This is a genomic window from Streptomyces sp. YGL11-2, from assembly GCF_050054615.1.
Taxonomy (GTDB): Bacteria; Actinomycetota; Actinomycetes; order Streptomycetales; family Streptomycetaceae; genus Streptomyces.
On sequence record NZ_JBNHIN010000005.1, the window covers coordinates 220087 to 245048 of the forward strand.

Annotated in this window: 21 protein-coding genes and 1 pseudogene; 16 read left to right on the forward strand and 6 right to left on the reverse strand. The window is 72.2% G+C overall.

What is annotated here, in order from left to right; genetic code table 11:
* Positions 1-200 precede the first annotated feature (200 nt).
* The 4 genes from ACO1BR_RS08755 (at position 201) to ACO1BR_RS08770 (ending at position 4475) form a co-directional block, all read left to right on the forward strand.
* The gene (locus tag ACO1BR_RS08755; protein WP_426794450.1) at positions 201-1025 is read left to right on the forward strand and encodes a helix-turn-helix domain-containing protein; all 825 of its coding nucleotides are present in this window, start codon (positions 201-203) and stop codon (positions 1023-1025) included.
* The gene (locus ACO1BR_RS08760) at positions 1022-1243 is read left to right on the forward strand and encodes a DUF397 domain-containing protein (RefSeq protein WP_426794451.1); all 222 of its coding nucleotides are present in this window, start codon (positions 1022-1024) and stop codon (positions 1241-1243) included. Before ACO1BR_RS08755 ends, ACO1BR_RS08760 begins: the two co-directional genes overlap by 4 nt.
* Before the next feature lie 9 nt (positions 1244-1252).
* Positions 1253-2440 (forward strand): M20 metallopeptidase family protein, encoded by a 1188-nt coding sequence (locus ACO1BR_RS08765; protein WP_426794452.1) that lies wholly within the window; start codon positions 1253-1255, stop codon positions 2438-2440.
* A 79-nt stretch (positions 2441-2519) separates the two neighbouring features.
* Entirely contained in the window at positions 2520-4475 is a 1956-nt protein-coding gene (locus ACO1BR_RS08770) for a glycoside hydrolase (RefSeq protein ID WP_426794453.1), read from the forward strand.
* Between the two features lie 117 nt (positions 4476-4592).
* Here ACO1BR_RS08770 and ACO1BR_RS08775 read toward each other — a convergent pair whose 3' ends face one another.
* Together ACO1BR_RS08775 and ACO1BR_RS08780 are read right to left on the reverse strand one after the other, a co-directional pair.
* Positions 4593-5249 (reverse strand): response regulator, encoded by a 657-nt coding sequence (locus tag ACO1BR_RS08775; RefSeq protein WP_426794454.1) that lies wholly within the window; start codon positions 5247-5249, stop codon positions 4593-4595.
* 56 nt (positions 5250-5305) lie between these two features.
* Positions 5306-6622: a sensor histidine kinase gene (locus ACO1BR_RS08780; RefSeq protein WP_426794455.1), complete on the reverse strand. Its 1317-nt coding sequence runs from the start codon at positions 6620-6622 to the stop codon at positions 5306-5308.
* A 253-nt stretch (positions 6623-6875) separates the two neighbouring features.
* Between ACO1BR_RS08780 and ACO1BR_RS08785 the strand changes: the two genes are divergently transcribed.
* The 6 genes from ACO1BR_RS08785 (at position 6876) to ACO1BR_RS08810 (ending at position 13286) form a co-directional block, all read left to right on the forward strand.
* The gene (locus tag ACO1BR_RS08785; RefSeq protein WP_426794456.1) at positions 6876-8240 is read left to right on the forward strand and encodes an NAD(P)/FAD-dependent oxidoreductase; all 1365 of its coding nucleotides are present in this window, start codon (positions 6876-6878) and stop codon (positions 8238-8240) included.
* A 2-nt stretch (positions 8241-8242) separates the two neighbouring features.
* A complete protein-coding gene (nirB, locus tag ACO1BR_RS08790; RefSeq protein WP_426794457.1) occupies positions 8243-10870 on the forward strand; it encodes a nitrite reductase large subunit NirB in 2628 nt (875 codons plus the stop codon).
* Positions 10867-11262 carry a nitrite reductase small subunit NirD gene (gene nirD / locus ACO1BR_RS08795; RefSeq protein ID WP_426794458.1) on the forward strand — a complete coding sequence of 132 codons (396 nt, stop codon included), beginning with the start codon at positions 10867-10869 and terminating at the stop codon, positions 11260-11262. Before nirB ends, nirD begins: the two co-directional genes overlap by 4 nt.
* Positions 11263-11401: 139 nt before the next feature.
* Positions 11402-11896, forward strand: coding sequence for an SRPBCC family protein (locus ACO1BR_RS08800; protein WP_426794459.1), 495 nt, complete (start codon positions 11402-11404; stop codon positions 11894-11896).
* Positions 11893-12291 (forward strand): ArsR/SmtB family transcription factor, encoded by a 399-nt coding sequence (locus ACO1BR_RS08805; RefSeq protein ID WP_426794460.1) that lies wholly within the window; start codon positions 11893-11895, stop codon positions 12289-12291. The genes ACO1BR_RS08800 and ACO1BR_RS08805 overlap by 4 nt, the downstream gene beginning before the upstream one ends.
* Before the next feature lie 50 nt (positions 12292-12341).
* Entirely contained in the window at positions 12342-13286 is a 945-nt protein-coding gene (locus ACO1BR_RS08810) for an oxidoreductase (protein ID WP_426794461.1), read from the forward strand.
* 22 nt (positions 13287-13308) lie between these two features.
* On the opposite strand, the gene ACO1BR_RS08815 is transcribed toward ACO1BR_RS08810, so the two are convergent.
* Positions 13309-13941 (reverse strand): hypothetical protein, encoded by a 633-nt coding sequence (locus ACO1BR_RS08815; protein ID WP_426794462.1) that lies wholly within the window; start codon positions 13939-13941, stop codon positions 13309-13311.
* A 294-nt stretch (positions 13942-14235) separates the two neighbouring features.
* Here ACO1BR_RS08815 and ACO1BR_RS08820 point away from each other — a divergent pair, with 294 nt between their 5' ends.
* Entirely contained in the window at positions 14236-16119 is a 1884-nt protein-coding gene (locus ACO1BR_RS08820; protein WP_426794463.1) for an APC family permease, read from the forward strand.
* Between the two features lie 55 nt (positions 16120-16174).
* On the opposite strand, the gene ACO1BR_RS08825 is transcribed toward ACO1BR_RS08820, so the two are convergent.
* Entirely contained in the window at positions 16175-16597 is a 423-nt protein-coding gene (locus tag ACO1BR_RS08825) for an ATP-binding protein (RefSeq protein ID WP_426794464.1), read from the reverse strand.
* 180 nt (positions 16598-16777) lie between these two features.
* Between ACO1BR_RS08825 and ACO1BR_RS08830 the strand changes: the two genes are divergently transcribed.
* The 4 genes and pseudogenes from ACO1BR_RS08830 to ACO1BR_RS08845 form a co-directional block, all read left to right on the forward strand.
* The gene (locus ACO1BR_RS08830) at positions 16778-18037 is read left to right on the forward strand and encodes an ABC transporter substrate-binding protein (protein ID WP_426794465.1); all 1260 of its coding nucleotides are present in this window, start codon (positions 16778-16780) and stop codon (positions 18035-18037) included.
* A 23-nt stretch (positions 18038-18060) separates the two neighbouring features.
* Positions 18061-19011: a carbohydrate ABC transporter permease gene (locus ACO1BR_RS08835; RefSeq protein WP_426794506.1), complete on the forward strand. Its 951-nt coding sequence runs from the start codon at positions 18061-18063 to the stop codon at positions 19009-19011.
* A 5-nt stretch (positions 19012-19016) separates the two neighbouring features.
* Positions 19017-19853 (forward strand): carbohydrate ABC transporter permease, encoded by an 837-nt coding sequence (locus tag ACO1BR_RS08840; protein ID WP_426794466.1) that lies wholly within the window; start codon positions 19017-19019, stop codon positions 19851-19853.
* 274 nt (positions 19854-20127) lie between these two features.
* Positions 20128-20433: pseudogene (locus ACO1BR_RS08845) on the forward strand (TauD/TfdA dioxygenase family protein); the annotation flags it as partial.
* A gap of 56 nt (positions 20434-20489) precedes the next feature.
* On the opposite strand, the gene ACO1BR_RS08850 reads toward ACO1BR_RS08845, so the two are convergent.
* Both ACO1BR_RS08850 and ACO1BR_RS08855 read right to left on the reverse strand, forming a co-directional pair.
* Positions 20490-21362, reverse strand: a complete 873-nt coding sequence (locus ACO1BR_RS08850; RefSeq protein ID WP_426794467.1) for an ArsR/SmtB family transcription factor — start codon at positions 21360-21362, stop codon at positions 20490-20492.
* A gap of 729 nt (positions 21363-22091) precedes the next feature.
* Complete coding sequence (locus ACO1BR_RS08855; RefSeq protein ID WP_426794468.1) at positions 22092-23702, reverse strand: RNA polymerase sigma factor; 1611 nt, start codon at positions 23700-23702, stop codon at positions 22092-22094.
* A gap of 485 nt (positions 23703-24187) precedes the next feature.
* Between ACO1BR_RS08855 and ACO1BR_RS08860 the strand changes: the two genes are divergently transcribed.
* Complete coding sequence (locus ACO1BR_RS08860; RefSeq protein WP_426794469.1) at positions 24188-24754, forward strand: GNAT family N-acetyltransferase; 567 nt, start codon at positions 24188-24190, stop codon at positions 24752-24754.
* Positions 24755-24962 lie beyond the last annotated feature (208 nt).

Below are 24962 nucleotides of genomic sequence, written 5' to 3' on the forward strand. Positions count from 1 at the left end.
CGTCAACCTCCAGGGGGTTGGTGGCCACGCCCCCGGACCGGTCACGCGGTCGCGGGGGTCCTGGCTTCGCGTACGGGGTGTAGCCATTCGGTCACGCTGACAACGCAACGGGCAATAGAGTGGGGCCACTTAAACGGCAGTGCTTACAGCAACTGCCTGCGGCGATGCTGACCGCGACCACAGAACGAGAGGTCACAGCATTGGACGAGACGACCCCACCCGAGCACTTCAATCCGCTCCAGAGCTTCGGGCGTGACGTCAAACGGGTACGCCTGGGCCGCAATCTCACACAGAAGCACTTAGGCCATGCTGCGGGCTACTCCTATGCGTACGTCAGCATGGTGGAGTCCGGGAAGGTGAAGGCCAGCGAGAAGTTCGCCGATGGGTGCGATCTCGCATTCGGGACGAACGGACTCTTCGCGGGCATGCTGCGAAGGATCGACGAAGGGGACCACCCGTCGTGGTTCGTCCCGTACTTGGATCTGGAACGGAAGGCGTCGCGGATCCTGACGTACGAGACGAACCTCGTATCAGGCGTGGTCCAGACTGAGGAGTACGCAAGGGCCGTCTTCCGCGTATCCAACCCCGGGGCAAGTGCAAAGGGAATCGAGGACAAGGTTGCCGCGCGCCTACGGCGACGTGAGGTGTTCGAACGGGACGCTCCCCCGCGGCTGTGGGTCATCCTCCATGAGGCGTGTCTGCGGACTGTCATCGAGAGTGCCGAGGTCATGGCGGGGCAGCTCGACTACCTGATCGCGGTAGCCGCGTCGCCGCACTTGGAACTTCAGGTCATGCCGTTCTCGGCAGGCATTGCGGCCACGTCCACGATGCCCTTCATCGTGTTGCGCTTCTTGGACTCCCCCACCGTGTTGTACACGGAGACCCGGGTAGGAGGCAGGATGCATGATTCCGCACAAACGGTCGACTCCGCCTTGGATGATTACGATCTGCTCAGGGCGCACGCATTGGCCCCGGATAAATCACTTGCCCTGATCAAGAATCTGCTGAAGGAGTACCGCCCATGATCCCCGACTTGGATCTGGCCACCGCCACGTGGATCAAGTCGTCCTACAGCGAAGGCAACGGCGGGGCATGCATCGAGTTCTCCCCCGCCCACTCCACAACCCACGGCGTCGTCCCCGTCCGCGACAGCAAAGTTCCGGGCGGGCCCGCGATCGTGGTGTGCGCGGCGGGCTGGTCCTCGTTCGTCGCCACGGTCAAGAATGGGGGGCTCCCCAGCTGAGGAGCCCGTATGAACCTTCGTGACGACGCCCGCGCGCTCTCCGACGACCTCGTGCGGCTGCGCCGTTCGCTGCACCGGATCCCCGAGACCGGGCTGGATCTGCCCCGTACGCAGGAAGCTGTGCTGGCTGAACTGGACGGGTTGCCGTTGGAGTTGAGTACGGGGGACGGACTCACCTCGGTGACGGCGGTGCTGCGCGGGGCGGCGCCGGGGCCGACCGTGCTGCTGCGCGGCGACATGGACGCGCTGCCGGTCGCCGAGCGCACCGGGCTCGACTTCGCCGCCGACACCGGCCGGATGCACGCCTGCGGCCACGATCTGCACACCGCCATGCTGACCGGTGCGGCCAGACTGCTCGCCGCGCACCGCGACCGGCTCGCGGGCGAGGTGCTGTTCATGTTCCAGCCCGGCGAGGAGGGTTACGACGGCGCCCGGCACATGCTGGCCGAGGGGCTGCTGGACGCGGCCGGGCAGCGGCCGGTGGCGGCGTACGCCATCCATGTGCTGTCCGCGGGGGTGCCCAGCGGCGTGTTCGGGACCCGGGGCGGGCCGGCGATGTCCGCGTCGAACGTGCTGCGGGTGACCGTACGGGGCGAGGGCGGGCACGGGTCGATGCCGCACCGCGCCAAGGACCCGGTGCAGGCCGGGTGCGCGATGGTGACCGCGTTGCAGGCGTGGATCACCCGTAGCTTCGATGTGTTCGACCCGGTGATCCTGACCGTGGGCACCTTCCACGCGGGGACGAAGCAGAACGTCATTCCGGACACGGCGGTCTTCGAGGCGACGGTGCGCAGCTTCTCGGAGCGGGCGCAGGCGCGAGTCAAGGACGGCACCGTGGAGGTGTGCCGGGGCATCGCGGCGGCCTACGGGGTCGGCGTGGACGCGGAGTTCAGCGAGGTGTATCCGATCACCGTCAACGACGACGCGGCGGCGGACTTCGCGGCGGACACGGTGCGCGAGGTGCTCGGCGAGGAGCGGTACGCGCCCATGCGGCAGCCGCTCCAGGGCTCGGAGGACTTCTCCCGGGTGCTGGCGGAGGTGCCCGGCGCGATGCTGTTCCTGGGCTCTCCGCCGGCCGGTGCGGACCCGGAGCGGAGCGCCATCAACCATTCGCCGCGGGCCGAGTTCGACGATGCGGTGCTGGCGGACGGGGCGGCGGTGTACGCGGAGCTGGCGGCGCGGCGCCTGGCCGTGTGAGGAGGCTGCCGCCCGGTGCCCCCTGGACGATCCGGCGGCCTCTTAGAAGGTTCTTAAAGCCGGTCGCTATTCAAGGGGAATGGCATCCACACTCACCCGAGCGGTCGCCGCCTCGCTGGCGCTGACCGCCTCCGCGTTCACGCTCGCCGGCTGCGGCAGCGCCACGGCCGGCACGGTCCAGGGCAGTCGTATCGAACTCCCCGTCGCCGGCGGGACCGCCGTCGTCGACACCGGGTCGCTGGCGGTCACCGCGCGCGCCAACGACGGGACGCGGCTGGTGCTGTCCGAGGCGGTGGCGAGCGGCCTCGGCAAGCCCGGCCCGGTGGCCCGTACGGCCGGAACGGCACGCTGGAGCTATCCGGACAAGGGGCTCCAGGTCACGGCGAGTTCGGAGCGGGGGCGGCTGCACGTCCGGATCCGGTCGGAGCGGGACGGGTCGGTGAGCTGGCCGGTGACCGGTACCGACCGGGCCGCGTCCGATGTGCAGCTGCCGCGCGGCGAGGGGCTGGACATCCCCGTACGGGACGCGTTCTGGAACGGGCCGAAGGGCGGGCTGGCCGGCAACACCGTCGATGTGGGCGGGGACCTGGCGCTGCCGCTGTGGGGCTGGTCCGGCGGGCGGCACGGCGTCAGCTATCTCACGCCCACCGACATCGGGACGACGCTGCGGTTCGCCTCCACCGGGGGGCGGCTGCACGCCACGGCGGCACACGACTTCAACTCCGGTGAGGGGACGGGCGACTACGACGTCTCGTTCTCGCTCACGGACGGGAATCCGGTGGCCCCGGCCGCCGACTACCGCTCCTACCTCTCCCAGCACGGGCAGCTCGGCAGCCTGCGCGAGAAGATCAGGAGGAACCCGGCCGGGGCGAAGCTGCTGGGCGCGTTCCACGCCTATCTGTGGGGCGAGGCGCGGACCGCGTCCGGTGTCGAGAAGCTGAGGAAGCTGGGCGTGGACCGGATGTGGCTCGGGTACGACTCCGGGCCGGACCCGATGACGGCGGATGCCGTCCGGGCCGCGAAGAAGGCGGGGTATCTCGTCGGGCCGTACGACACGTTCGCCAACGGGCAGGATCCGAAGACGGCGGACAGCCCCACGTCGGCGTGGCCGGACAGGGTCTACCCGGACTTCTGCGTGCGGAAGGCGGACGGGACGGCGCAGACCGGTTTCGGGGGCCGCGGCTGCTATCTCAGCTCGCGCGCCTTCGAGAAGGCGGAGCCTGCCAAGCACTATCTGGCCAACCGTACGCGGGCGATGACCGCCAACGGGGCGGACAGTTACTTCCTGGACGTGGACGCGACCGGTGAGGTGTTCCGCGACCACGGCGCGGGCCATGAGATGACCAAGGCGGGCGACCGGGAGAACCGGCTCGCCCGGATGCGGCGGATCGCCAAGGGCCTCGTGCTGGGTTCGGAGTCGGCGCAGCCGTGGGCGAACTCGGTGCTGGCTTTCAACCACGGCTCGGGGACACCGGTCGCCGACGGGCTGTGGAAGCTGGAGCGGGACAAGGAGAAGTGGGGTGGCTACTTCCCGCAGAACGCCCCGAAGAACGCCTTCATGCCGGTGTCGCTGCCGGCGGACCTGGCCACCGCGATGTACGACCCGAAGTACCGGGTGCCGCTGTACGAGACGGCCCTGCACGAGTCGCTGGTCAACGTGGAGCGGTGGGAGCTGTCGTACGACAAGCTGCCGGAGCAGAAGACCACCCGGGCGCTGCTGGCGATGCTGAACAACACCCCGCTGAATTTCGCGCTCAGCGGGCCGTCGCTGGAGAAGGACGGGAAGGAACTCGCCGCTCTCCAGAAGTACTTCGGACCGCTGCACCGCGCGGCGGGGACCGAGAGGATGACGTCGTTCCGGTGGCTGACCGGCGACCGCACCATGCAGCGGACGGTGTTCGGCGACGGGGCGCTGACCGTCACCGCGAACTTCGGCAGCACGGCGCACGACGGGCTGCCGGGCGGCTGTGTGGACGCCCGGCTGCGGGGTGACACGCAGCCGCGGCGGCTGTGCCCGGCGCAGGTCAACAGCTGAGTTCCCACGTCCCTACGTTCCCGCATTCCGGCATTCCGGCATTCCGGCATTCCGGGATGAGGTCAACAGCCGGGTTTCAGCAGGGGCGTTGAAGGGGGGCGGTCGGTCCTGCGGTGGCTACGGCCGGCTGGCCGCCTCCAGGTAGCGGAGCACCGCCAGCACCCGGCGGTGGTCCGTCTCCGAGGGCGGGAGGTCGAGTTTGCCGAAGATGTTGGCGATGTGCTTCTCGACCGCCCGCCCGGTGACGGTCAGCGCCGTGGCGATCGAGTGGTTGGTGCGGCCCTGGGCCATCAGCGACAGCACCTCGCGCTCACGCGGGGTGAGGGCGTCCAGGGACCGGGCCCGGCGGCTCGCGCCGAAGAGGTGGCCGACGACGTCCGGGTCCAGCGCGGTGCCGCCGTTCGCCACCCGCTCCAGGGCGTCCACGAACTCGCCGATGTCCACCACCCGTTCCTTGAGCAGATAGCCGACCCCGGCGAAGCCCGCGCCGAACAGCCGGTCGGCGTAGGCGGTCTCCACGTACTGGGAGAAGATCAGCACGCCGATGTCGGGGTGGTCCCGGCGGATCGTGACGGCGGCTCGCAGGCCCTCGTCGCGGTGGCCGGGCGGCAGTCGGATGTCGATCACCGCGGCGTCCGGCCGGTGTTCGGCGACCGCGGCGAGCAGCGCCTCGGCGTCGCCGACGGCCGCCGCGACCCGCACGTCGCGCAGTTCCAGCAGCTGCACGAGTCCGTCGCGCAGGATCGCGGAGTCCTCAGCCATGACGACGCGCATGGTTCCTGCCTTTTGGTGGTCGGGGTGGTGGTCGGGCCTCTTGGCGGTCGGGCCGCTCAGTGGTCGGGGCGGTGGGCCGGGTACGGGAGCCGGACCGCGACAACGGTAGGCCCTCCGGCCGGGCTGTCGCAGGTCAGCGTGCCGTCGACGGTGCGGATCCGGCCGAGCAGCCCGGTCAGCCCGCTGCCGGCGCCGACCACCGCGCCGCCGCGCCCGTCGTCCCGTACGGTCAGCCGCAGTCCGTCCGCGTCGCCGTGCACCTCGATCGCCGCCTCCGCCGCCCCGCTGTGCTTGACCGTGTTGGCGAGCAGTTCGGCCGCGCAGAAGTAGGCGATGGACTCCAGCGCGGGGCTGGGCCGCTGCTCGATCCGGGTGTGGAGCGCCACCGGCAGCGGGGCGTCGGCGGCGAGGGTGGCCAGCGCGCTGGCCAACCCCTCGTCCAGGACCGGCGGGTGGATGCCGCGGACGAGGTGCCGCAGATCGGCGATGGCCTGGGTGGCGTTGTCCTGGGCGCGCGCCACGACGGCCAGCAGCCGGTCCCGGTCGGCGTCCTTGGTGAGCAGTTCGCGGATCAGGGTGAGGTGCATGCCGAGGCCGACGAGGCGGGCCTGGGTGCCGTCGTGCAGATCGCGTTCGATGCGGCGGAGGGTGGCCGCGGCGTCGTCGACGGCCTGCGCCCGGGTCTCCTCCAGCGTGCGGATCCGGGCGTCCGCGGCGCTCGGCCCGAGGAGCGCCCGCAGCAGCGTCCGGTGCGGTGCGCCCGCCCGGCGCACCAGCCAGGGCGCGCCGAGCACCAGCAGCGCCCCGACGGCGACCACCAGCAGCCACCTGGGCCAGCTGTCGAACTCCACACCGTGGATCTGGAGCCCCACCTTCCGCACGGAACCGTCCGCTCCGCGGAGGGTGAAGTAGTTCCACCGCCGCAGCACGGGGTGGGTGAGCGCCAGCAGCCCGTATACATAGCCGAGGACGACGGCGAGCAACGGGGGCAGTGCGGTCAGCGGCGCGAGCAGCGCACAGCCCACCGCCCGCCAGCCGGCCGGGTCGCCGAGCACCGCCCGCCGCCAGCCGAACACCCCGGGCTCCCACCTCCGTCCGGCCGGCTCGATCGCCTCCCCCAGCAGCCGCCGCACCAGCCCCCGTTGGGCGTCCCCCAGCGCCACCGCGGCCCGTACGCTCAATGCGATCAGCCACGGCCCGAGCGCCGTCCACGACAGCACTGCCCCCAGCGCCAGCCCGGTCGCCACCAGCACCGCCCCGGGCAGTGCGAGCACCGGCCCCAGCAGGGCGCATAGCACCGCGCCGAGCTCGCGCCGTGTGAAGGGTGCGAGGACGACCGTGCGGATCGGGGGCCGCGGGCGGGTGGGGGGCATGGGGTCAACGTAGTCACCCGGATCACCGCGGAGGAGGGCGGAGCGCGAGCGCCGGGCGGCGTCGTGGTGGCCGTCACAGTCGCCCTTCCGGCGGTCGCCGTGACCGCCCGGCCGCCGCCCCGGGGCCCGTGACCAGGGCTTTCGGGTGACCCCTGCGCCTCACACCGGCGCCGGGCGCCCGCTGAGCGCAGCGTTCCGCCGGGGAAACAGAGGGGATGCGGGCGGGTAACAGGCGCGCCGCAGGCTGACCGGCATGACCTCGACAACGCGGGAGCGCACGGCGCCACGAGTGGTGGTGATCGGCGGCGGTATGGCCGGAGCCCGGCTCGTACGGCAGCTGACCGCCGCACGGGCCGGCGTGGCTCCCGGCGCCCTCACCGTCATCGGCGAGGAGCCGTCCGCGCCGTACAACCGCGTGCTGCTCGCCGAGGTGCTCGCCGGCCGCTATGCGCCGCAGGTCATCGAACTGCCCGCGCCCGGCGCCGGGGTGGACTGGCGCGGCGGCGTACGGGCGGAGGCGATCGACCGGGAGGCGTGCCGGGTGCGGTGCGACGACGGCCGGGAGGTCGGGTACGACGTGCTGGTGCTGGCCACCGGCGCCAACCCGGTACTGCCGCCGCTGCGCGGGCTGTTCGCCCCGGGGCGGCACGATCTGCCGGACGGGGTGCATCCGTTCCGGACGCTGGACGACTGCCGGGCGCTGGCCGCGGCGGCGCGGCCCGGCGGGCCGGCCGTGGTGATCGGCGGCGGGCTGCTCGGGGTGTCGGCGGCGCGGGCGCTGGCCGCGCGTGGTGCCCAGGTCGTACTGGCCCACCAAGGCGAGCACTTGATGGAGCATCAGCTCGATCCGGGGGCGGCGGCGCTGCTCCGCGACCACCTCACCGCGCTCGGCATCGAGGTGCACACGGAGTGCCGGGTCCGCGGCATCGAGACCGCGGTGCCGGACGCGGCGGAGCCCACCGCCCGCCGGGTCCGGGCAGTGGAGCTGGCGGACGGCTTCCGGCTCGACGCCGAACTCGTCGTGCTGGCCTGCGGGGTGCGCCCGCGCACCGGGCTCGCCGACGCCGCCGGGCTGGACGTCGGCCGGGGCATCCGCGTCGACGACTCGCTGCGTACCTCCGACCCCCGGATCCACGCGGTCGGCGACTGCGCCGAGCACCGGGGGACGGTCTACGGTCTGGCGGGCGCCGCACAGGAGCAGGCCGATGTACTCGCCCGCGTGCTGGCCGCCCCCACATCCCCCGCTCCCGTACCGGCCGGCGCGGCACCCGCACCGGAACCCGCCACCCCGGTCTATACGGGCACCCGCCTGCTGACCCGGCTGACCCTCGCCGCCGAGGGCGCCCCCGCCACCGGATCCGCCCCCACCGGATCCACCCCCTTCGACCTGGCCACGTTCGGCCGGACCACCCCGCTCCCCGGCGACGACGTCATACGCCTCGCGGACGCCACCCGCACCGCCTACCGGAAGGTCGTCGTCCGCGGCGACCGGCTGGTCGGCGGCATCCTCCTCGGCGATCTCGGCACTGTCGGCGCGCTCGCCCGTACCTGGGAGGGCGACGAACAGCTCCCCGCAGCTCCGCTGCTCCACCTGCTCACCACCGACGGAGGCTTCTGATCATGGCCGCACCCGCCACCCCGGCAACACCCGGCACCCACGACACCGCCCGCCCCACCATCGTCCTCGTCGGACACGGCATGGTCGGCCAGCGCTTCCTGGAGGAGCTGGCCGAGCGCGGGGTCACCGAGCGGGCGCGGGTGGTCGTGCTGTGCGAGGAGCCCCGCCCCGCGTACGACCGCGTCCAGCTGACCTCGTACTTCGCCGGGCGCACGCCGGACGAACTGAGCCTGACCGCCCCGGACTTCATGGACCGGCACGGCATCGAGCTGCACATCGGCGACCCGGCCGAGACGATCGACCGGGAGTCCCGCACCGTCACCGCCCGCTCCGGGCTGACCGTGCGCTACGACACCCTGGTGCTCGCCACCGGCTCGTACCCGTTCGTGCCGCCGGTGCCGGGCAAGGACAGCGACGGGTGCTTCGTCTACCGCACCATCGAGGACCTGCTCGCCATCGAGGACTACGCCAAGACCGCCGAGTCCGGTGTCGTCGTGGGCGGCGGGCTGCTCGGCCTGGAGGCGGCCGGCGCCCTCAAGGGGCTCGGACTGCGCACCCACATCGTGGAGTTCAACCCGCGGCTGATGGCGCTCCAGGTCGACGAGGGCGGCGGCAGCGCGCTGCGCCGCACCGTCGAGGAGATGGGCCTGGAGGTGCACACCGGCGTCGGCGGCAAGGAGATCACCGCGGACGAGAGCGGCGCGGTGACCGGTATGGAGCTGTCCGACGGGTCGCGGATAGCGACCGACCTGGTGATCTTCTCGGCCGGGGTCCGGCCCCGCGACCAGCTCGCCCGGGACTGCGGGCTGGCGGTCGGCGAGCGCGGCGGCATCGTCGTCGACGAGCAGTGCCGCACCAGCGACCCGGCGGTACACGCGATCGGCGAGTGCGCGCTGGCCGTCGACGGCCGGGTCTACGGCCTGGTGGCGCCCGGTTACGACATGGCCCGGACCACGGCCGACGCCATCGCCGGGAAGGACAGCGGCTTCACCGGCGCCGACCTGTCCACCAAGCTCAAGCTGCTCGGCGTCGACGTGGCGTCCTTCGGCGACGCGCACGGCACCACGGAGGGCTGCCTGGACGTCGTCTACGCGGACTCCCGCAGCGGTGTCTACAAGAAGCTGGTGATCGGCGCGGACGGCGCGCTGCTGGGCGGGGTGCTGGTCGGCGACGCCGACTCGTACGGGATGCTGCGTCCGCTGACCGGGAGCGTGCCGCCGGTGGCGCCGGAGCAGCTGGTGCTGCCCGCCGGCGCCGGTGCGCCCGCGGCGCTCGGCCCGTCCGCGCTCCCCGACGACGCGGTGGTCTGCAACTGCCACAACGTCACCAAGGGCGCGATCCGTTCGGCGGTCACCGAGCACGAGTGCACCACCGTCCCCCAGGTCAAGAAGTGCACCAAGGCCGGCACCGGCTGCGGCTCCTGCGTCAAGGCGCTCACCACCCTCGTCAACGACGAGCTGGCGGCCGGCGGCGTCGCCGTCGACACCGGCCTGTGCGGCTGCTTCCCGCACACCCGCGCCGAGCTCTACGAGATCGTCCGCACCCTGCGGCTGAACAGCTACGCCGAACTCCTCGACTCGCACGGCCGCCCGGAGGCCCGGTCCGGCGACGGCTGCGAGATCTGCAAGCCCGCCGTCGGCTCGATCATCGCGTCGCTGGCCCCCGCGGTCGGCGCCGACGGATACGTGCTGCACGGCGAGCAGGCCGCCCTCCAGGACACCAACGACCACTTCCTCGCCAACCTCCAGCGCAACGGCTCGTACTCGATCGTGCCGCGCATCCCCGGCGGCGAGATCACCCCGGAGAAGCTGATCGTCATCGGGGAGGTGGCCCGCGACTTCGGCCTCTACACGAAGATCACCGGCGGTCAGCGGATCGACCTCTTCGGTGCCCGGGTCGACCAGCTCCCGGTGATCTGGGCCCGGTTGGTGGACGCCGGCTTCGAGTCCGGGCACGCGTACGGGAAGGCGCTGCGGACCGTGAAGTCCTGCGTCGGGCAGACCTGGTGCCGCTACGGCGTGCAGGACTCGGTCCGGATGGCGATCGACCTGGAGCTGCGCTACCGGGGCCTGCGCTCCCCGCACAAGCTGAAGTCCGCGGTCTCCGGCTGCGCCCGGGAGTGCGCGGAGGCCCGCGGCAAGGACTTCGGCGTCATCGCCACCTCCAACGGCTGGAACCTCTACGTCGGCGGCAACGGCGGCGCCGACCCGCGCCACGCCGACCTGCTCGCCCAGGACCTGTCCGACGCCGAACTGATCCGGCTCATCGACCGGTTCCTGATGTTCTACATCCGCACCGCGGACCGCCTGGAGCGGACCTCGGCGTGGCTGGAGCGGATCGAGGGCGGCCTGGACCACGTACGGGACGTCGTCGTCCACGACTCGCTGGGGCTGTGCGACGAGTTGGAGGCGCTGATGGCCGCCCATGTCGCCCACTACCGCGACGAATGGGCCGAGACCCTCGCCGACCCGGAGCGGCTGGGCCGCTTCGTCTCCTTCGTCAACGCGCCCGGCACCCCCGATCCGTCCGTCCGCTTCGTACCGGAGCGCGACCAGATGAAGCCGGACCCGGCGCTGCTGGCCGGCCCGACCCTGCCCGTTCGCACCCTGGAAGGGACCTCCGCACGATGACCACCGCCACCGCCGCTTCCCCGGCGACCACCGCCCCTTCCCCGACCGTCGAGATCCTCGGCCCCGAGGGCTGGCTCGCCGTCTGCACCCTCGGCGACCTCACCCCCGGGCGCGGCGTCGCCGCCCTGCTCCCGGACGGGTCCCAGGCGGCCGTGTTCGTGGACCGCGGCGGCCGGACGTACGCGATCGGCAACCAGGACCCGTTCACCGGCGCACAGGTCCTCTCCCGCGGTCTGACCGGATCCGCCGCGGACCGACCGTTCGTGGCGTCGCCGCTGCTCAAGCAGCGCTTCGACCTGGAGACCGGGGAGTGTCTGGACGACCCGGCGGCCTCGGTCCCCGTCTACCGCGTCCGGATGGACGGCGCGGCGGCCGGCGGCCCGGACGCCTGATGACCGCTCCGGGGCAGGGGCGGCCGGCCCGCCCCTGCCCCGGAGGACCAATGCGCAACCCTCGGGTTGCACCTCCCGCCGCCACGTGCAACCATCGAGTAGCACGTAAGGCACACCAGAACGGGCGGGAGGCCACCCCATGACCACGCACAGCGAACCCACCGGACACCCCGACGACCCCGAGCGGAACCGCATCGAGCGGGAGATCACCATCGACGCCCCCGTGGAGCGCGTCTGGGCGGTGCTCACCGAGCCCGAGCACGTCGGCTCGTGGTTCGGCCAGGGCGCGCCGACCCCGGTCGACCTGCGGCCCGGCGGGATCATGCACCTCGACCACGGCCAGTACGGGCAGTTCGACACCACGATCGTGACGGTCGAACCGCCGCACCGCTTCTCCTACCGCTGGGCCAGCGGCCACCCCGGCCAGGTGGCGACCGAGGACAACGCCACCCTCGTCGAGTTCACCCTCACCCCCGAGGGCGGCGGCACCCGGCTGCGGGTGACCGAGACCGGCTTCGCCTCCCTCGTCATCCCCGAGGAGCGCGAGCCGTTCGCCTCGTACGAGAGCCACAGCGAGGGCTGGACCGGCAAGGCCAAGGACATCAAGCAGTACGCGGAGCGGCTCGCGGCATGACCGACGACAGGGGGCGGGGGCGCGCGGTGGGATCCGCGGGCGGGCCGGACGCCGGCGCCGACGCGGCGACGGAGGTGTTCGCCGCGCTCGCGGATCCCACCCGGCGCCGGATCCTCGACGCCCTCGCCGCGCACGGCGAGGCGACCGCCACGGTCCTGGCGGCGGAGCTGCCGGTCAGCCGGCAGGCCGTCGTCAAGCACCTGGGGGTGCTGGACCGGGCCGGACTGGTCGCCGGCCGCCGGGCGGGCCGGGAGGCGCGCTACCGGGTCGTACCCGAGCAACTGGGGATCACCGCCCGGTGGATGGACCGCATCGCCGCCGACTGGGACGGCCGCCTCGCGGCGATCAAGCGGCTGGCCGAGGCGGGCGGCGGCGACCCGGGGAGCGGCCCCTGACGGGCGAGCCCCGGGGCGTACGCTGGTGCCCCCCTACCGAGGAGTACGGCGTGACCCGGTGGAACACCAGCCACATACCCGACCAGACGGGCCGCTCGGCGGTCGTCACGGGAGCCAACAGCGGTATCGGCTACGTCACCGCCCGCGAACTGGCCCGGCGCGGCGCCCGGGTCGTGCTGGCCTGCCGCAGCACCGAGCGCGGCGCCGCCGCCCTGGACCGGCTGCGCTCCGAAGTCCCCACCGCCGAGGCGGAGTTCCGGCGGCTCGACCTGGCCGACCTGTCCTCCGTACGGGACTTCGCCGCCGGGCTGGACGACTTCGACGGCGACCGGCTCGGGCTGCTCGTCAACAACGCCGGCGTGATGGCGCTGCCGCGGCGCACCACCGCCGACGGCTTCGAGATGCAGTTCGGCACCAACCACCTCGGCCACTTCGCACTGACCGGGCTGCTGCTGCCCCGGCTGCTGGCCACGCCCGGCGCCCGGGTCGTCACCGTCTCCAGCATGCTGCACGCCCTGGCGAACGTGGACCTCGGCGACCTCAACAGCGAGCGCCCCTACGGCCGTTGGACCGCCTACGCGCGCTCCAAGAGCGCCAACCTGCTCTTCACCCACGAGCTGGCCCGGCGGCTGGCCGCGGCCGGCTCGGGGGTCGTCGTCGCCGCCGCGCACCCCGGCTACGCGGCCACCAACCTCCAGACCGCGGGCGTCAGGATGGAAGGCCGCAGGTCCGCCGAGCGCGCCATCGACCTGGGCACCCGCCTCATCGGACAGCCCGCGGATGGCGGGGCGCTGGGCACCCTCTGCGCGGCCACCGCCCCGCACATGCGGCCGGACTCCTTCATCGGCCCGCGCAGCGGTCTGCGCGGCGCCCCGGCCCGCTCCTTCCGCGCCCCGTGGACGGCGAACGGCCGCACCGCCGAGGCGCTGTGGACGGCGTCGGAGCAACTCACCGGCGTGCGCCACGACTTCGCGGTGCCGGCCGCGGCCCGCTGACGGACCCCGGGCAGGGCACGCGCTACGGCAGCAGGCCCGACGCCTCGAACACCGCCCGCGCGCCCGCACCGTCGATCCGGTCCGCCAGCTCCTGGAGCGGACCGGCACCGCACCGCAGCAGCCCGCGCTCGCGGGACCGGCACACGCCCTGGTCGAGCAGATGCCACAGCACGGGGTTCGCGGTCAGCGTCCGGGTGTCGATCTCGACCCGGCCGCCCAGCGCGTCCCGCAGCACCAGCCGCGGGGCCACCCCGTCGCTGCGGCGCACCAGCACCAGCAGGTCGGTGTCCACCCGCCGGGTGCGCAGCAGCCCCCGGGAGGCCAGCCAGTGCGCGCCGGCCGTCACGTGTGGCGGGTAGAGGACCGCGAACAGCACCAGCGCGACGGACGTCCAGCACACTCCCCGACCGGGAGTGAGCGTCCCGTTGGCGAGGTCGACCAGCTGCATGACGGCAAGGAGTCCGGCCGCCCAGCCGAGTGCCGCCCGCAGCTCCGGACGCCAGGTGCGGTCGTCGGCGACCGCCGCCCCAGGGCGCAGCGCGGGTGAGGGAACCGCCGGTCGTGCGCTCCGTGTCCCACCGGCTCGTCCTCCCTCATCGTCGCCGCCGTCCCTGTCCTTCGCGGAGTCGGGCCCCGGGCCCGGTCGCCGTCCCATGCGCCAGAAGCTAGGGCGGCGGCCCCGGAGCGGTAGCGGGGTTGACACGGCACTGACACCGCATCCGCGAACCTTGACGCCGCACTGACGCACCATTGATGCGGAGGCCACACGGACGCCATGCGCGGACCGCAGACTGCCATGACGCCGGTCACATTTCACCCCCGCCCCCGTCAAAAACCCGTGAAGATCCCGGCACCGCCCGCCAAGGCCCCGCCAAGGCCGCTCGCCACCCGCCGAAGTGCCCCACACGCTGAGCGGGTCCCGCCACGCCGCACGGAGGTACGACGCACCATGTCGACGGTGTCCCAGCCCGCAAACCGGCCCGAACAACCGCCGGATCCGGCGACCGGCACCGCCCCGCGGTCCGCCGACGGCCCCGACCCGGCCGTCGAACGCCACCGCCTCACCGCAACCCAGGGCCTCGCCGCCCTCTCCCTCGACGCGATGGCCTCCGTCGCCTACGGGCCCGAGTCGATCGTGCTGGTGCTGGCCGCCGCCGGCGCCCACGGACTGGGCTTCACCCTCCCGGTGACCCTCGCCATCGCCGCCCTGCTCGCCGTCCTGGTGGCCTCCTACCGCCAGGTCATCGCCGCCTTCCCCAACGGCGGCGGCTCGTACGCGGTGGCCCGCACCCATCTGGGCCGGCGCACCGCCCTGGTGGCCGCCGCCTCCCTCATCCTCGACTACATCCTCAACGTCGCCGTCTCGGTGACCGCGGGCGTCGCGGCCCTCACCTCCGCCTTCCCCTCCCTCTACGCCGACCGCGTGTGGATCTGCCTCGCCGTGCTGGTCCTGGTCACGGGCATCAACCTGCGCGGCATCGTCGACTCGGCCAAGGCGTTCCTGCTCCCCACCGCCGTCTTCATCGGCGCCATCCTGGCCATGGTCGTCGTCGGCCTCTTCCGGGACACCCCGGCCTCCACCCTCACCGCCCAGGGCCACGCCTCGGTCGTCGCCCACAACGCCACCGCCGTCGGCGCGCTGCTTCTCCTGAAGGCGTTCGCGTCCGGCTGCTCGGCGCTGACCGGTGTCGAGGCGGTCGCCAACGCCGTGCCGTCCTTCCGCGCCCCGCGCGCCAAGCGCGCCCAGCGCACCGAGGTCGCCCTCGGCGCCCTGCTCGGCGTGATGCTGATCGGCCTCTCCGTGCTCATCGGCCGCTTCCACCTCCAGCCCGTCGACGGCGTCACCGTCCTCGCCCAGCTCGCGGACGCCTCGCTCGGCCACAACTGGGCCTTCTACGTGGTCCAGTTCGCCACCATGGTGCTGCTCGCCCTGGCCGCGAACACCTCCTTCGGCGGCCTGCCGGTCCTGATGGGCCTGCTCGCCCGCGACAACTACCTGCCGCACGTCTTCGGCCTCAAGGCCGACCGCCAGGTCCACCGCCACGGCGTCCTGGTCCTGGCGGCGGTCTCCGCGGCGCTGCTCGTCTTCTCCGGCGGCGACGTCAACACCCTCGTCCCGCTCTTCTCCCTCGGCGTGTTCGTCGGCTTCACCATCTGCCAGGTCGGCATGGTCCGCCACTGGTGGCTGGAACGTTCCGCCGGCTGGCAGGGCAAGGCCCTCCTCAACGGCTTCGGCGCGGTGCTCACCGCCGCGGCGACGATCGTCGTCACCGCCACCAAGTTCACCGAGGGCGCCTGGCTGATCGTCATCGCGCTGCCCGTGCTGGTCGTCGCCTTCGAAGCCGTCCACCGCGCCTACGACCGGATCGGCGCCCGCCTCGGCCTGGGCCGCGTCCCCGAAACCCCGCGCCGCACCCGCTCCCTGGTCATCGTCCCGGTCTCCCACCTCTCCCGCCTGACCAGCGAGGCCCTCAACGCGGCGGTCTCCCTGGGCGACGAGGTGGTGGCCGTCACCGTCACCTACGCCACCCCCGAGGACCGCCCCGCCGCCGAGGCCCTGCGCCGCGACTGGGAACTCTGGAACCCCGGCGTGGACCTCCTCGAACTGCCCTCCCAGACCCGCTCCATCGGCCGCCCGATCGCCGACTACGTACGGCACCTGACGGAACATCATCCCGGGACCCGGGTCACCGTCCTCATCCCCGAGGTCGAACCCGCCCACCTGTGGCAGCGCCTCCTGCAGAACCAGCGCGGCGCGGTGGTCGCCCACGCGGTCCGGCGCGACACCGACGCGGTGATCTGCCGGCTGCGGTTCCGCCTGGCGACCGCGTAACGGGAGCACCGCTCCGGGCGGCGGCCAGACCGGCCGGAGCCGCCGCCCGGAGCGATCAGCCGCCCCGCGCCGCGAGCTCGCACCACACCGTCTTGCCGACCCCCAGCACGCGCACGCCCCAGCGGTCCGAGAACGCCCCGACCAGCCGCAGCCCGCGCCCGTGCGGGACCCGGGGCCCGGGCTCTCCCACACTCGGCAGCCGCTCGCCCCGCGCGTCCGTCACCGCGATCCGCAGCACCGCCGCGGTCAGCGTCAGCCGCACCCGGACGTGCCGGCCGCGCACCCGGCCGTGCACCAGCGCGTTGGTCACCAGCTCGGACACCAACAGCCGGACGTCCTCGGCCAGTTCGCACTGCCCCCAGTCGCCCGCGAGCCGGGCCGCGCGGTTCCGGGCCAGGGCGATGCTCTCGGGGCGCGGCGGATAGGTGTGGACGTCCTCATGGAGGACCGCTTGTGCCGGGTTGTGCGGGGCGAGCATGGTCGACCACCTCCGGTCAGGACGGCACGCACAGGCCATTCAAGCACTTCCGCGCCGCTGTGCCACCGGTCCGCTACGGACCGTGGAAGCCCGCCGGACGAGGGAGTGTCGGCCACGCCCGGCGGACCGGTTCGTACGGAGGCAATGCGCGCGTCACGCCGGTGCGGCAAAGTACCTGCCATGACGGATATCGGCAGACGGCGGCTGCTCGCCGCCGGAGGTGGTGTGGCGCTCGCCGGGGCGCTGGCGGCGGGGTGTGGATCCAACACCGGCCGGGGCGGCGGCGGTTCGGGGCCGGCGCTCAGCCAGTGGTACCACCAGTACGGGGAGCCGGGGACACAGCAGGCGGTGAAGCGGTACGCCGCGGCGTACAAGAAGGCGGACGTCACCGTGCAGTGGCGCCCGGGGGACTACGACCGGCAGACCGCGGCGGCGCTGCTGACCGATGCCGGTCCGGACGTCTTCGAGGTCAACGGGCCGACGCTGGAACAGATCCAGGGCGGCCAGGTGGCCGATCTCACCGATGTCGTCGCACCGGTCAAGGACGACTTCCACCAGGCGGTACTGGCCCCGAAGATCTGGCAGGACAAGATCTGGGGCATCCCGCAGACCGTCGACACCCAGCTGCTCTACTACCGCAAGAGCCTGCTCAGGGACGCCGGGGTGCAACCGCCGCAGACGGTCGACGCGTTGGTGGACGCGGCGAAGAAGCTCACCACCGGCAAGGTCAAGGGGCTCTTCCTCGGCAACGACGGCGGCGTGGGGGTGCTCGGCGGGACGCCGCTGTTCGCCGCCGGGCTCAGCCTGATCGGCGACGACGGCAAGGTCGGCTTCGACGACCCGGCCGCCGCCCGGGTGCTGGCCAAGATCCGGCAGCTGTACGCCGACGGGTCGCTGCTGCTGGGGGCTCCCACGGACTGGTCCGATCCGGCGGCGTTCGTGCAGGGGCTGACCGCGATGCAGTGGTCGGGGCTGTGGGCACTGCCGCAGATCAGGAAGGCGCTGGGGGACGACTTCGGGGTGCTGCCGTTCCCGAAGGACGGGGCGGGTGGCAAGCCGTCGGTGCCGGTGGGGGCGTACGCGTCGGCGGTGAGCGCGCGCAGCAGGCACCGGGCGGCGGCCACCGCGTTCGCGAAGTGGCTGTGGGTGGACCGCACCGACTTCCAGCGGGACTTCGCGCTGTCGTACGGCTTCCACATCCCGGCCCGGCGCTCGCTCGCGAAAGGGGCCAGGCAGTTGCAGGACGGTGCGGCGGCGGACGCGGTACGTCTCGCGACGGAGCACGGCTACGCCGAACCGCTCCTGTGGACCACCCCGGACCGCAACGCGTACCAGGACGCGCTGAGCAGGATCATCAAGGACGGGGCGAATCCGGAGAGCGAGCTGAAGGCCGTGGTGCGAAAGGTCAACGCCGAACTCCAGCGGGTCAGGAAAAAGTGACGACGACCGGCAACAGCCCGACGATCCCCAGCCCGACGAGCAACGGCGGCGCGTCGCCCCGGCCGGCCCGGCTGCTCGGCCCGCAGCGGCGGAACCTGTGGTTCTGGGTGTTCGTCGGCCCGTTCGCCATCGGGCTCGCGCTGTTCACCTACGTACCGCTGCTGTGGAGCCTCTACCTCAGCTTCTTCAACGCACACAACACGGTGAACCCGACCGACTTCGTCGGCCTGGGGAACTACACCGCGATGCTGGGCGACGACGACTTCCTCAGCAGCCTGGGCACGTTCCTGCTCTTCACCGCGTTCATCGTGCCGGCCACCTACGCGCTCTCACTGTCCCTCGCCCTGATGGTCAACCGGCTGCGTTTCGCGCGGGCCTTCTTCCGCTCGGTGTTCTTCCTGCCCACCGCCTGCTCGTATGTCGTGGCGTCGCTGATCTGGAAGCTGTCGCTCTTCAACGGGGTGCGCTTCGGACTGGCGAACACCGTGCTCGGATGGTTCGGGGCGGACCAGACGGCCTGGCTGTCCACCACCAGCCCACCGTGGTACTGGCTGGTCATCGTGACCGTACGGCTGTGGCTGCAGGCCGGCTTCTACATGATTCTCTTCCTCGCCGGACTCCAGCGCATCTCCCCGCAGTTGTACGAGGCGGCGGCCATGGACGGGGCCCGGCCCGGCTGGCAGGTGTTCCGCCACATCACCTTCCCGCAGCTGCGCGCCACCTCGGTCGCGGTCGTGCTGCTCCTGGTCATCAACGCGTTCCAGGCGTTCGACGAGTTCTACAACCTGCTGAGCGACGCCCGGGGATATCCGCCGTACGCCCGTCCGCCCCTGGTCTACCTCTACTACACGGCACTCGGCCGCGACCAGAACCTGGGACTGGGCAGTGCGGGCGCGGTGATCCTGGCGCTGATCATCGCGCTGGCGACCGTCGTCCAGGCCCGCTGGTTCGGCCTCGGCCGCAAGGAGGACTGAGCGGAATGCAGGACGCACTGACCAGAGCCGGACGAGCCCTGCGCGCCGTACTCCTGGTGGCCCTGGCCCTCCTCTTCCTCATCCCGTTCTACCTCCTCCTCCGCAACGCACTCGCGAGCGAATCCGACATCACCGCCCCCAGCTGGACCTTCTTCCCCTCCCGCCTCCACTGGTCGAACCTGTCCGAGGTCTTCACCGACCCGAATCTCCCGATGGCGCGGGCACTGCTCAACTCCTCGCTGATCGCGGTGTCGACGACGGTCGGCACGGTCGTCCTGGCCTCACTCGCCGGCTACGGCCTGGCCCGCATCCCGTACCGCCACGCCTCCGTGGTCTTCTACGCGATCCTGGGCACGCTGATGGTCCCGGCGGCCGTGACCTTCGTCCCCAGCTTCGTCCTGGTCTCGACGCTCGGCTGGATTTCGACGCTCCGGGGCCTGGTCGTCCCCACGCTCTTCAGCGCCTTCGCCTGCTTCGTCTTCCGGCAGTACTTCCTCGGCTTCCCCCAGGAGTTGGAGGACGCGGCACGGGTCGACGGCCTCGGCTACTGGCGGACCTACTGGCGCATCGTGGTGCCCAACGCCCGGCCGGTCTTCGCGGCGGTCGGCACGATCGTCTTCATCGGCGCCTGGAACGCCTTCCTGTGGCCGCTGGTGATCGGCCAGGACCAGTCGGCGTGGACGGTCCAGGTCGCGCTCTCCACCTTCACCACCGCCCAGAACCTCAACCTGCACGAACTGTTCGTGGCGGCCGGCATCTCGATCGTTCCGCTGGTCGTCGTGTTCCTGCTGCTCCAGCGGTACATCGTGGCGGGCGTCGAACGCAGCGGGATCGACGACTGAGGAACGCCCCTCCCCCCTCCCGCAGCCGGCACGCACCACAGGGCCCGCCGCCCCACACCGCACACACCCCCCTCACCGGACACCCCTCAACGGACACCCCCTCATCGGCACCTCTCCCGGCCCCTCTCTCACCCCCACAGGCACCGCCGGAGTGGAACGTGCCGCTCCACCACGGACAGCACCTGCGCCCCTCCCCACACAACGCCAATTCCCCGTCATTTGACGGGTGTTGGAGACCGTCCGCCCCTGACCCCCCGGCGACTCGAAGGAGGTGGTGCGGTTTGACAAGACAGCCGGCGACGTACCTACGCTCAAGAACGTATGGCACACGGACGTAACCTTCCGCGAACGCCGCGCAATAGCAGCGGTGTTGCCGCCACGCAAGGCGCCGGCGCGGGCCGGGGACACGATGTGCGCCGATATGGCCGCCGCGTACGACAATTTGCCGGTGAAAATCCGGGGGCGGATCGATGACGCAAGAGCGCTGCACGACTATCTCCCAGGCTTCTCCCGATTCCACCCTGGCACCCAACACACCGCGCCCCAGGGGGAGTTCACACCTATCGAGCCTCCGACCGTGCACCGACACCGCACAGCCACACCGGTCCGGGGCCCCGCCTCCCCCTATACCTATGCCTATGCCTCCACCGCCGCCGGCCCCCCGGGCGCCGGTCCCCCCGCCGCCTGCTCGGTCGCTCTGGCCCCGCGGAGGAGGGCCGCGCCGAGCGGCGTCAGGGTGTGCAGCACCGCGTTCCCCTGGCGCAGGGTGAAGAGGAGGCCGGCGTCCCGCAGCACGGTGGCGTGCTGGCTGGCGGAGGCCAGGGAGACGTCGACGCGGCGGGCCAGTTCGCTGGTGGTGCAGCCGACGCCGATGCCGTGCAGTATCGCCGAGCGGGTCTGGCCCACGAGACGGCCCAGGGAGCGGTCGGGCGGCACCGGCGGGGTCAGGCGCGGGGCCTGGTGCTCGACCGGGTAGACGAGGACCGGCGTCAGGTCCGGGTTGTAGAAGGTCACCGGGGTGCGGCGGCAGAAGTAGGAGGGGAGCAGGAGCAGTCCGCGGCCCCCCAGGTGGAGGTCGCGTTCGACCGGGTAGTCCGCCTCCAGGACGGGCGGGCGCCAGCGCATCATCGGCGGGAGGGACGCCAGCAGGCGGTCGGCGCCGCCGTCCAGGAGCGCCCGGCCGCGGGCGGCGCGGTCGGCCTCTATGCGGCCCTGGACGCGCGGCCAGTACGGAGCCACCGCCGCCTCGTAGTACCGCCGGAGTATCCCGGCGAGCCGGCCCAGCGCACGGGTCTCGCCGTCCGCCATGTCCCGTATCCACGCGGGGAGCGGGCGGCCGGCGGCGGGAGCCAGCCGGGAGAGCTCGTCGTGCAGGCGGGCGGCGGGGGTCTCCCGCAGCGCGGCAAGCGCCTCGTCCATGCCGAGCAGGCCCTCGGCCGGCGTCAGGAAATCGGGAAAATAGCCGCGGGTGGGCACCAGCGGCGCCAGCAGGCGCGTTTCGCCATTCAACTTTCCGCGCGTTTCCGATCGCCATTTCCCGAACGCCGAATCGTCGCGCCTGTCACGTAGTCGATGAAAGCTGAGGACTGTCTCCCACAGTGCGTCGGGGCGTGCGGCTATCCGCACGCGGGCCAGATCGAGTCCACTGAAATGGACGCGTAACACCGAACCCCCACCCTTGGTTTCCGAAGTCGGCCCCCGGCACGCCTGAGTATGCACGCCAACACGTGCGGTCACCATGCCCTTTTGGCCAGAGTTGAAAAGGGTCGCGCCGGCGGGGGCTCGCCGGGAATGCTGTACTCAATTCAACGGCGGTGCGAACGGCCCGGATTGCTCGATCCCGTGGGGGGTGATGGGCAAACAACCGGCCCGGCCGCGGGCCCGTTGAAGGCCGCCTCCCACGCCGACTGGGAGGGCGGCAGCTCCCGAGGGGGGAGTCCGGAGAAAGCGAGGGCGGCACCTCCGCACAGGTGCCGCCCTCGTAGGGTTGACCTGGGCGGATACCGAACTGACGGTCCAACAGGGCACGCTGGGGGCACATCAGGCCACAACCGCGTCGATCCCCACTCCTCGCCCACTCCTCCCCCCTTCCTTCAGCAGCTTGTTCGCCCGCCGCACGATCCGGCCCAGGTCTTGGCCCATGACCGGAGCCCGCGTGCGGGACGCGACGGACGGCTGGTCCGGAACAGTTCGGTTCCCGCCGGCCGTCCGGGCCCCCCGATCCCGCAGCGGAGCGCGTCAACCCTTATGGAGACGGATGAGCGCTCGGCTCCCGTCGACACGGAGGATGTCCATGACGAGTTGGTTGACCGTCGAGGTACCGGGACTGGACTGGCTGCCGCTGGCAGTCTGCGCTCCGTTGCCCGAAGACGCGGCGTAGCTCAGGCTGTTGCCGGCGACGCCGACGATCTTCAACACGTCGACACCCGCCTGACCGTCGAGCGGGATTGTGTCCCCGCCTGTCACCTCGACCTGACACCTGTCGTGATAGCAGGCGCTGAAATCGCTGCCAGGCGCCGGCCGCGGCGGTGCCGCGGGCGGCGCGGGCGGAGGCGCGGCGGAACGCGCGGGCGCGGGCGGAGGAGCGTACGACGGCGCGGCCTCGTGCCCGGCGGTCGGCGAATGCCGGGCTGTGACCGGGCCCTTGTCCGTGGTCGAAGGTGTGGGCGACGAGCGGTCCGCGCGCCTGGGCGAGGGCAGGGGCGTGGCTTCAGCTGTAGGCGGGGACAAAGTGGGGGTCGGGGTCGGGGAAGAGGAAGGGGCCGGGGGCCGGGCCGCAGAAGGGGGCAGGTGCGGGGGCGGCGTCCCGAGTGTCCTGGGCGAAGTGTCCTTCCGCGTGACCGGAGGAGGTAGTGGTGCGCTCTGCGGACTCTCGTCGTGGTCGCCGAACGGCATGGGCAGAAGGACGATGGCGACCCCGACGGCGGTGGCTATGGCGGTGGCGACGCCGGGCTTCGCCCACAGTCCGGTACTTCCGTGGAGGGCGCCGTTCGGGCTTCCGGAGCCGAGCGCCCCCGTGCCGGTGCCCACTGCGGTATCGGTGAGCCGTGCCGCCACATAGGCGGAGCCGCCGAAGAGCAGCACCGCGACGGGCAGTGCCGAACCCAGTCGTTCGTTGAGGTCGGTGAGTTCGATCAGTGCGCGGCGGCAGTGCTCGCACCGTGTCAGATGTCGCTCGAAGTCCTTGGTCCTGCGGCGTCCGGGGCGTCGCACCACGGCGCCGAGCCGGGAGCTGTGGCGGCGGCACTCGTCGGTGGCGGAGTCGCTGACGGCATGCGCGGCCAGGTACGCCTCGCGCAGACCTTCCCGGGCCCGGTAGGCCAGGGAGCTGACACTGGCCGGGCTCATGCCGAGCAGGGAACCCGCCTTCTGGGCCGAGTCCCGTTCCACAGCGGTGTGCCACAGGACCGTCTGCCAACGCTCGGGCAGCGACCGGAAGGCCCGCAGCACGAGGCTGCTGTCCTCCAGGCGGAGCATCCGCTCCTCGCTGCTCTCCGCACCGGGCGCGTCGTGGGCGTTGGCGAGCCATTGCTCGAAGTCGGGCGACAGCTCGGTGCGACGGGCCCTGTCGGCCCAGTCGGCGGCGGTGCGGCGGACGATGGTGAGCAGGTAAGGGCGCCACGCGGACACGGGGCCTTTGCCGGATCGTACGGCCTGCAGGGTGCGGGCGAATGCCTCCGCGGCGAGGTCCTCGGCGGTGTGCGGATCCCGGCAGCAGGCGGACGCATACGAGAGAACCGCCGAACGGTGCCGCCGATACAGCTCATCTAACGCAGCGTCAGAATCTGGATTCCGCAAGGCCGCGGCGAGTTCGGCATCGGAGGGCGGGGCATCGTGATCATTGGCCATGAGGCAGCGGGGCCTTCCATGTACATGGGGGATGGCATGAACGCGTCCCCATCCTGGCCGAGGTGGTCTGGAGGCCCTCGAACAAGCGTTGAAGCAATGCCGTTTCGTGACGGAAGCGGCCACGGCGCACACGCAACCTTCCTGCCCGCCACTCCCGTCCGTCCGCGCCAGGCCATCCCAGGAAGGCGCCTCAACTTCCGCAGACCGCGGGCGACATGCCGTTCCACCGTCCAGCGTTCGTCTTCCACGGCACGGTCACCGTCGCCGCGATCCGGCTGTGGATCCGTCAGTGAGAACGAGGAAGCAGAAGGGGAAGCCGAGGAGGCGTGCGCCGAGATGACCACCGCACTTGAGGCATGCGGAGGCATCTCGTCGCCGCGTTTGCTGGGCAGGATCGTAAGTTCCGGCGCGCCGTCGCCGGAATCGACACGGCGGTCGCCCGCGAGTGTGGCGACCGCATCCGCGAGACCTTTGAGGAGCCCCCCGTGGCCTACCCCGAAGCCCTCACCGTCGTACGCCTGGACGGCCCGGCCGCAGCGAACGCGGAAGGCGACTTCAGGCTCGTCTACGCCGATGTGTTCGCCGAGCCGCCCTACTACGAGACCGAGGGCGACGTCGTGGCCGCCTTCCGGCGCTTCCGCTCCCGGACACGGAAACCCGCCTTCCGGGCTGCCCTGGCCCGCACGCCCGACGGCACGCCCGTCGGCATGGCCTACGGCTGCCCCCTCGGGCCGAAGACGGGCTGGTGGGACTCGCTCACCGAGCCCGTGTCCGACGAGATGCGCCGCGAGGACGGCCACCGCACCTTCGGTCTGCTGGAACTGGCCGTACGCCTGCCATGGCGCGGACACCGCATCGCCCGACGCCTGCACGAGACGCTCCTCCACGGCGTCGAAGCCGAGCGAGTGGTGCTCAACGTCCATCCGGTGAACGAGGCAGCACAAGCGGCCTACCGATCGTGGAGCTACCGCAAGGTCGGTGAGGTGCGCCCGGGGGCAGGTGCCGATCTCCACGACGTCATGGTCCTCGACTTGCCCCACCCGCCGGCGTAGGCCGGTGCCGCACCACACAGCACCCGCGGCAGATGCGCCCCGGCCCGCCGCTCACCGCGACGGGCCGGGGGCTTCGTGTGCCCTGCCTGTCCGCCACAGGGCACAACGAGGGCACCAGGACCAGGAAGATCCCGAAAAACGACGGCAATTACCACGCGTAGTTGCTGCGCATCAGACGCGGAATCTGAGGATCGTCGCAGATCACGAA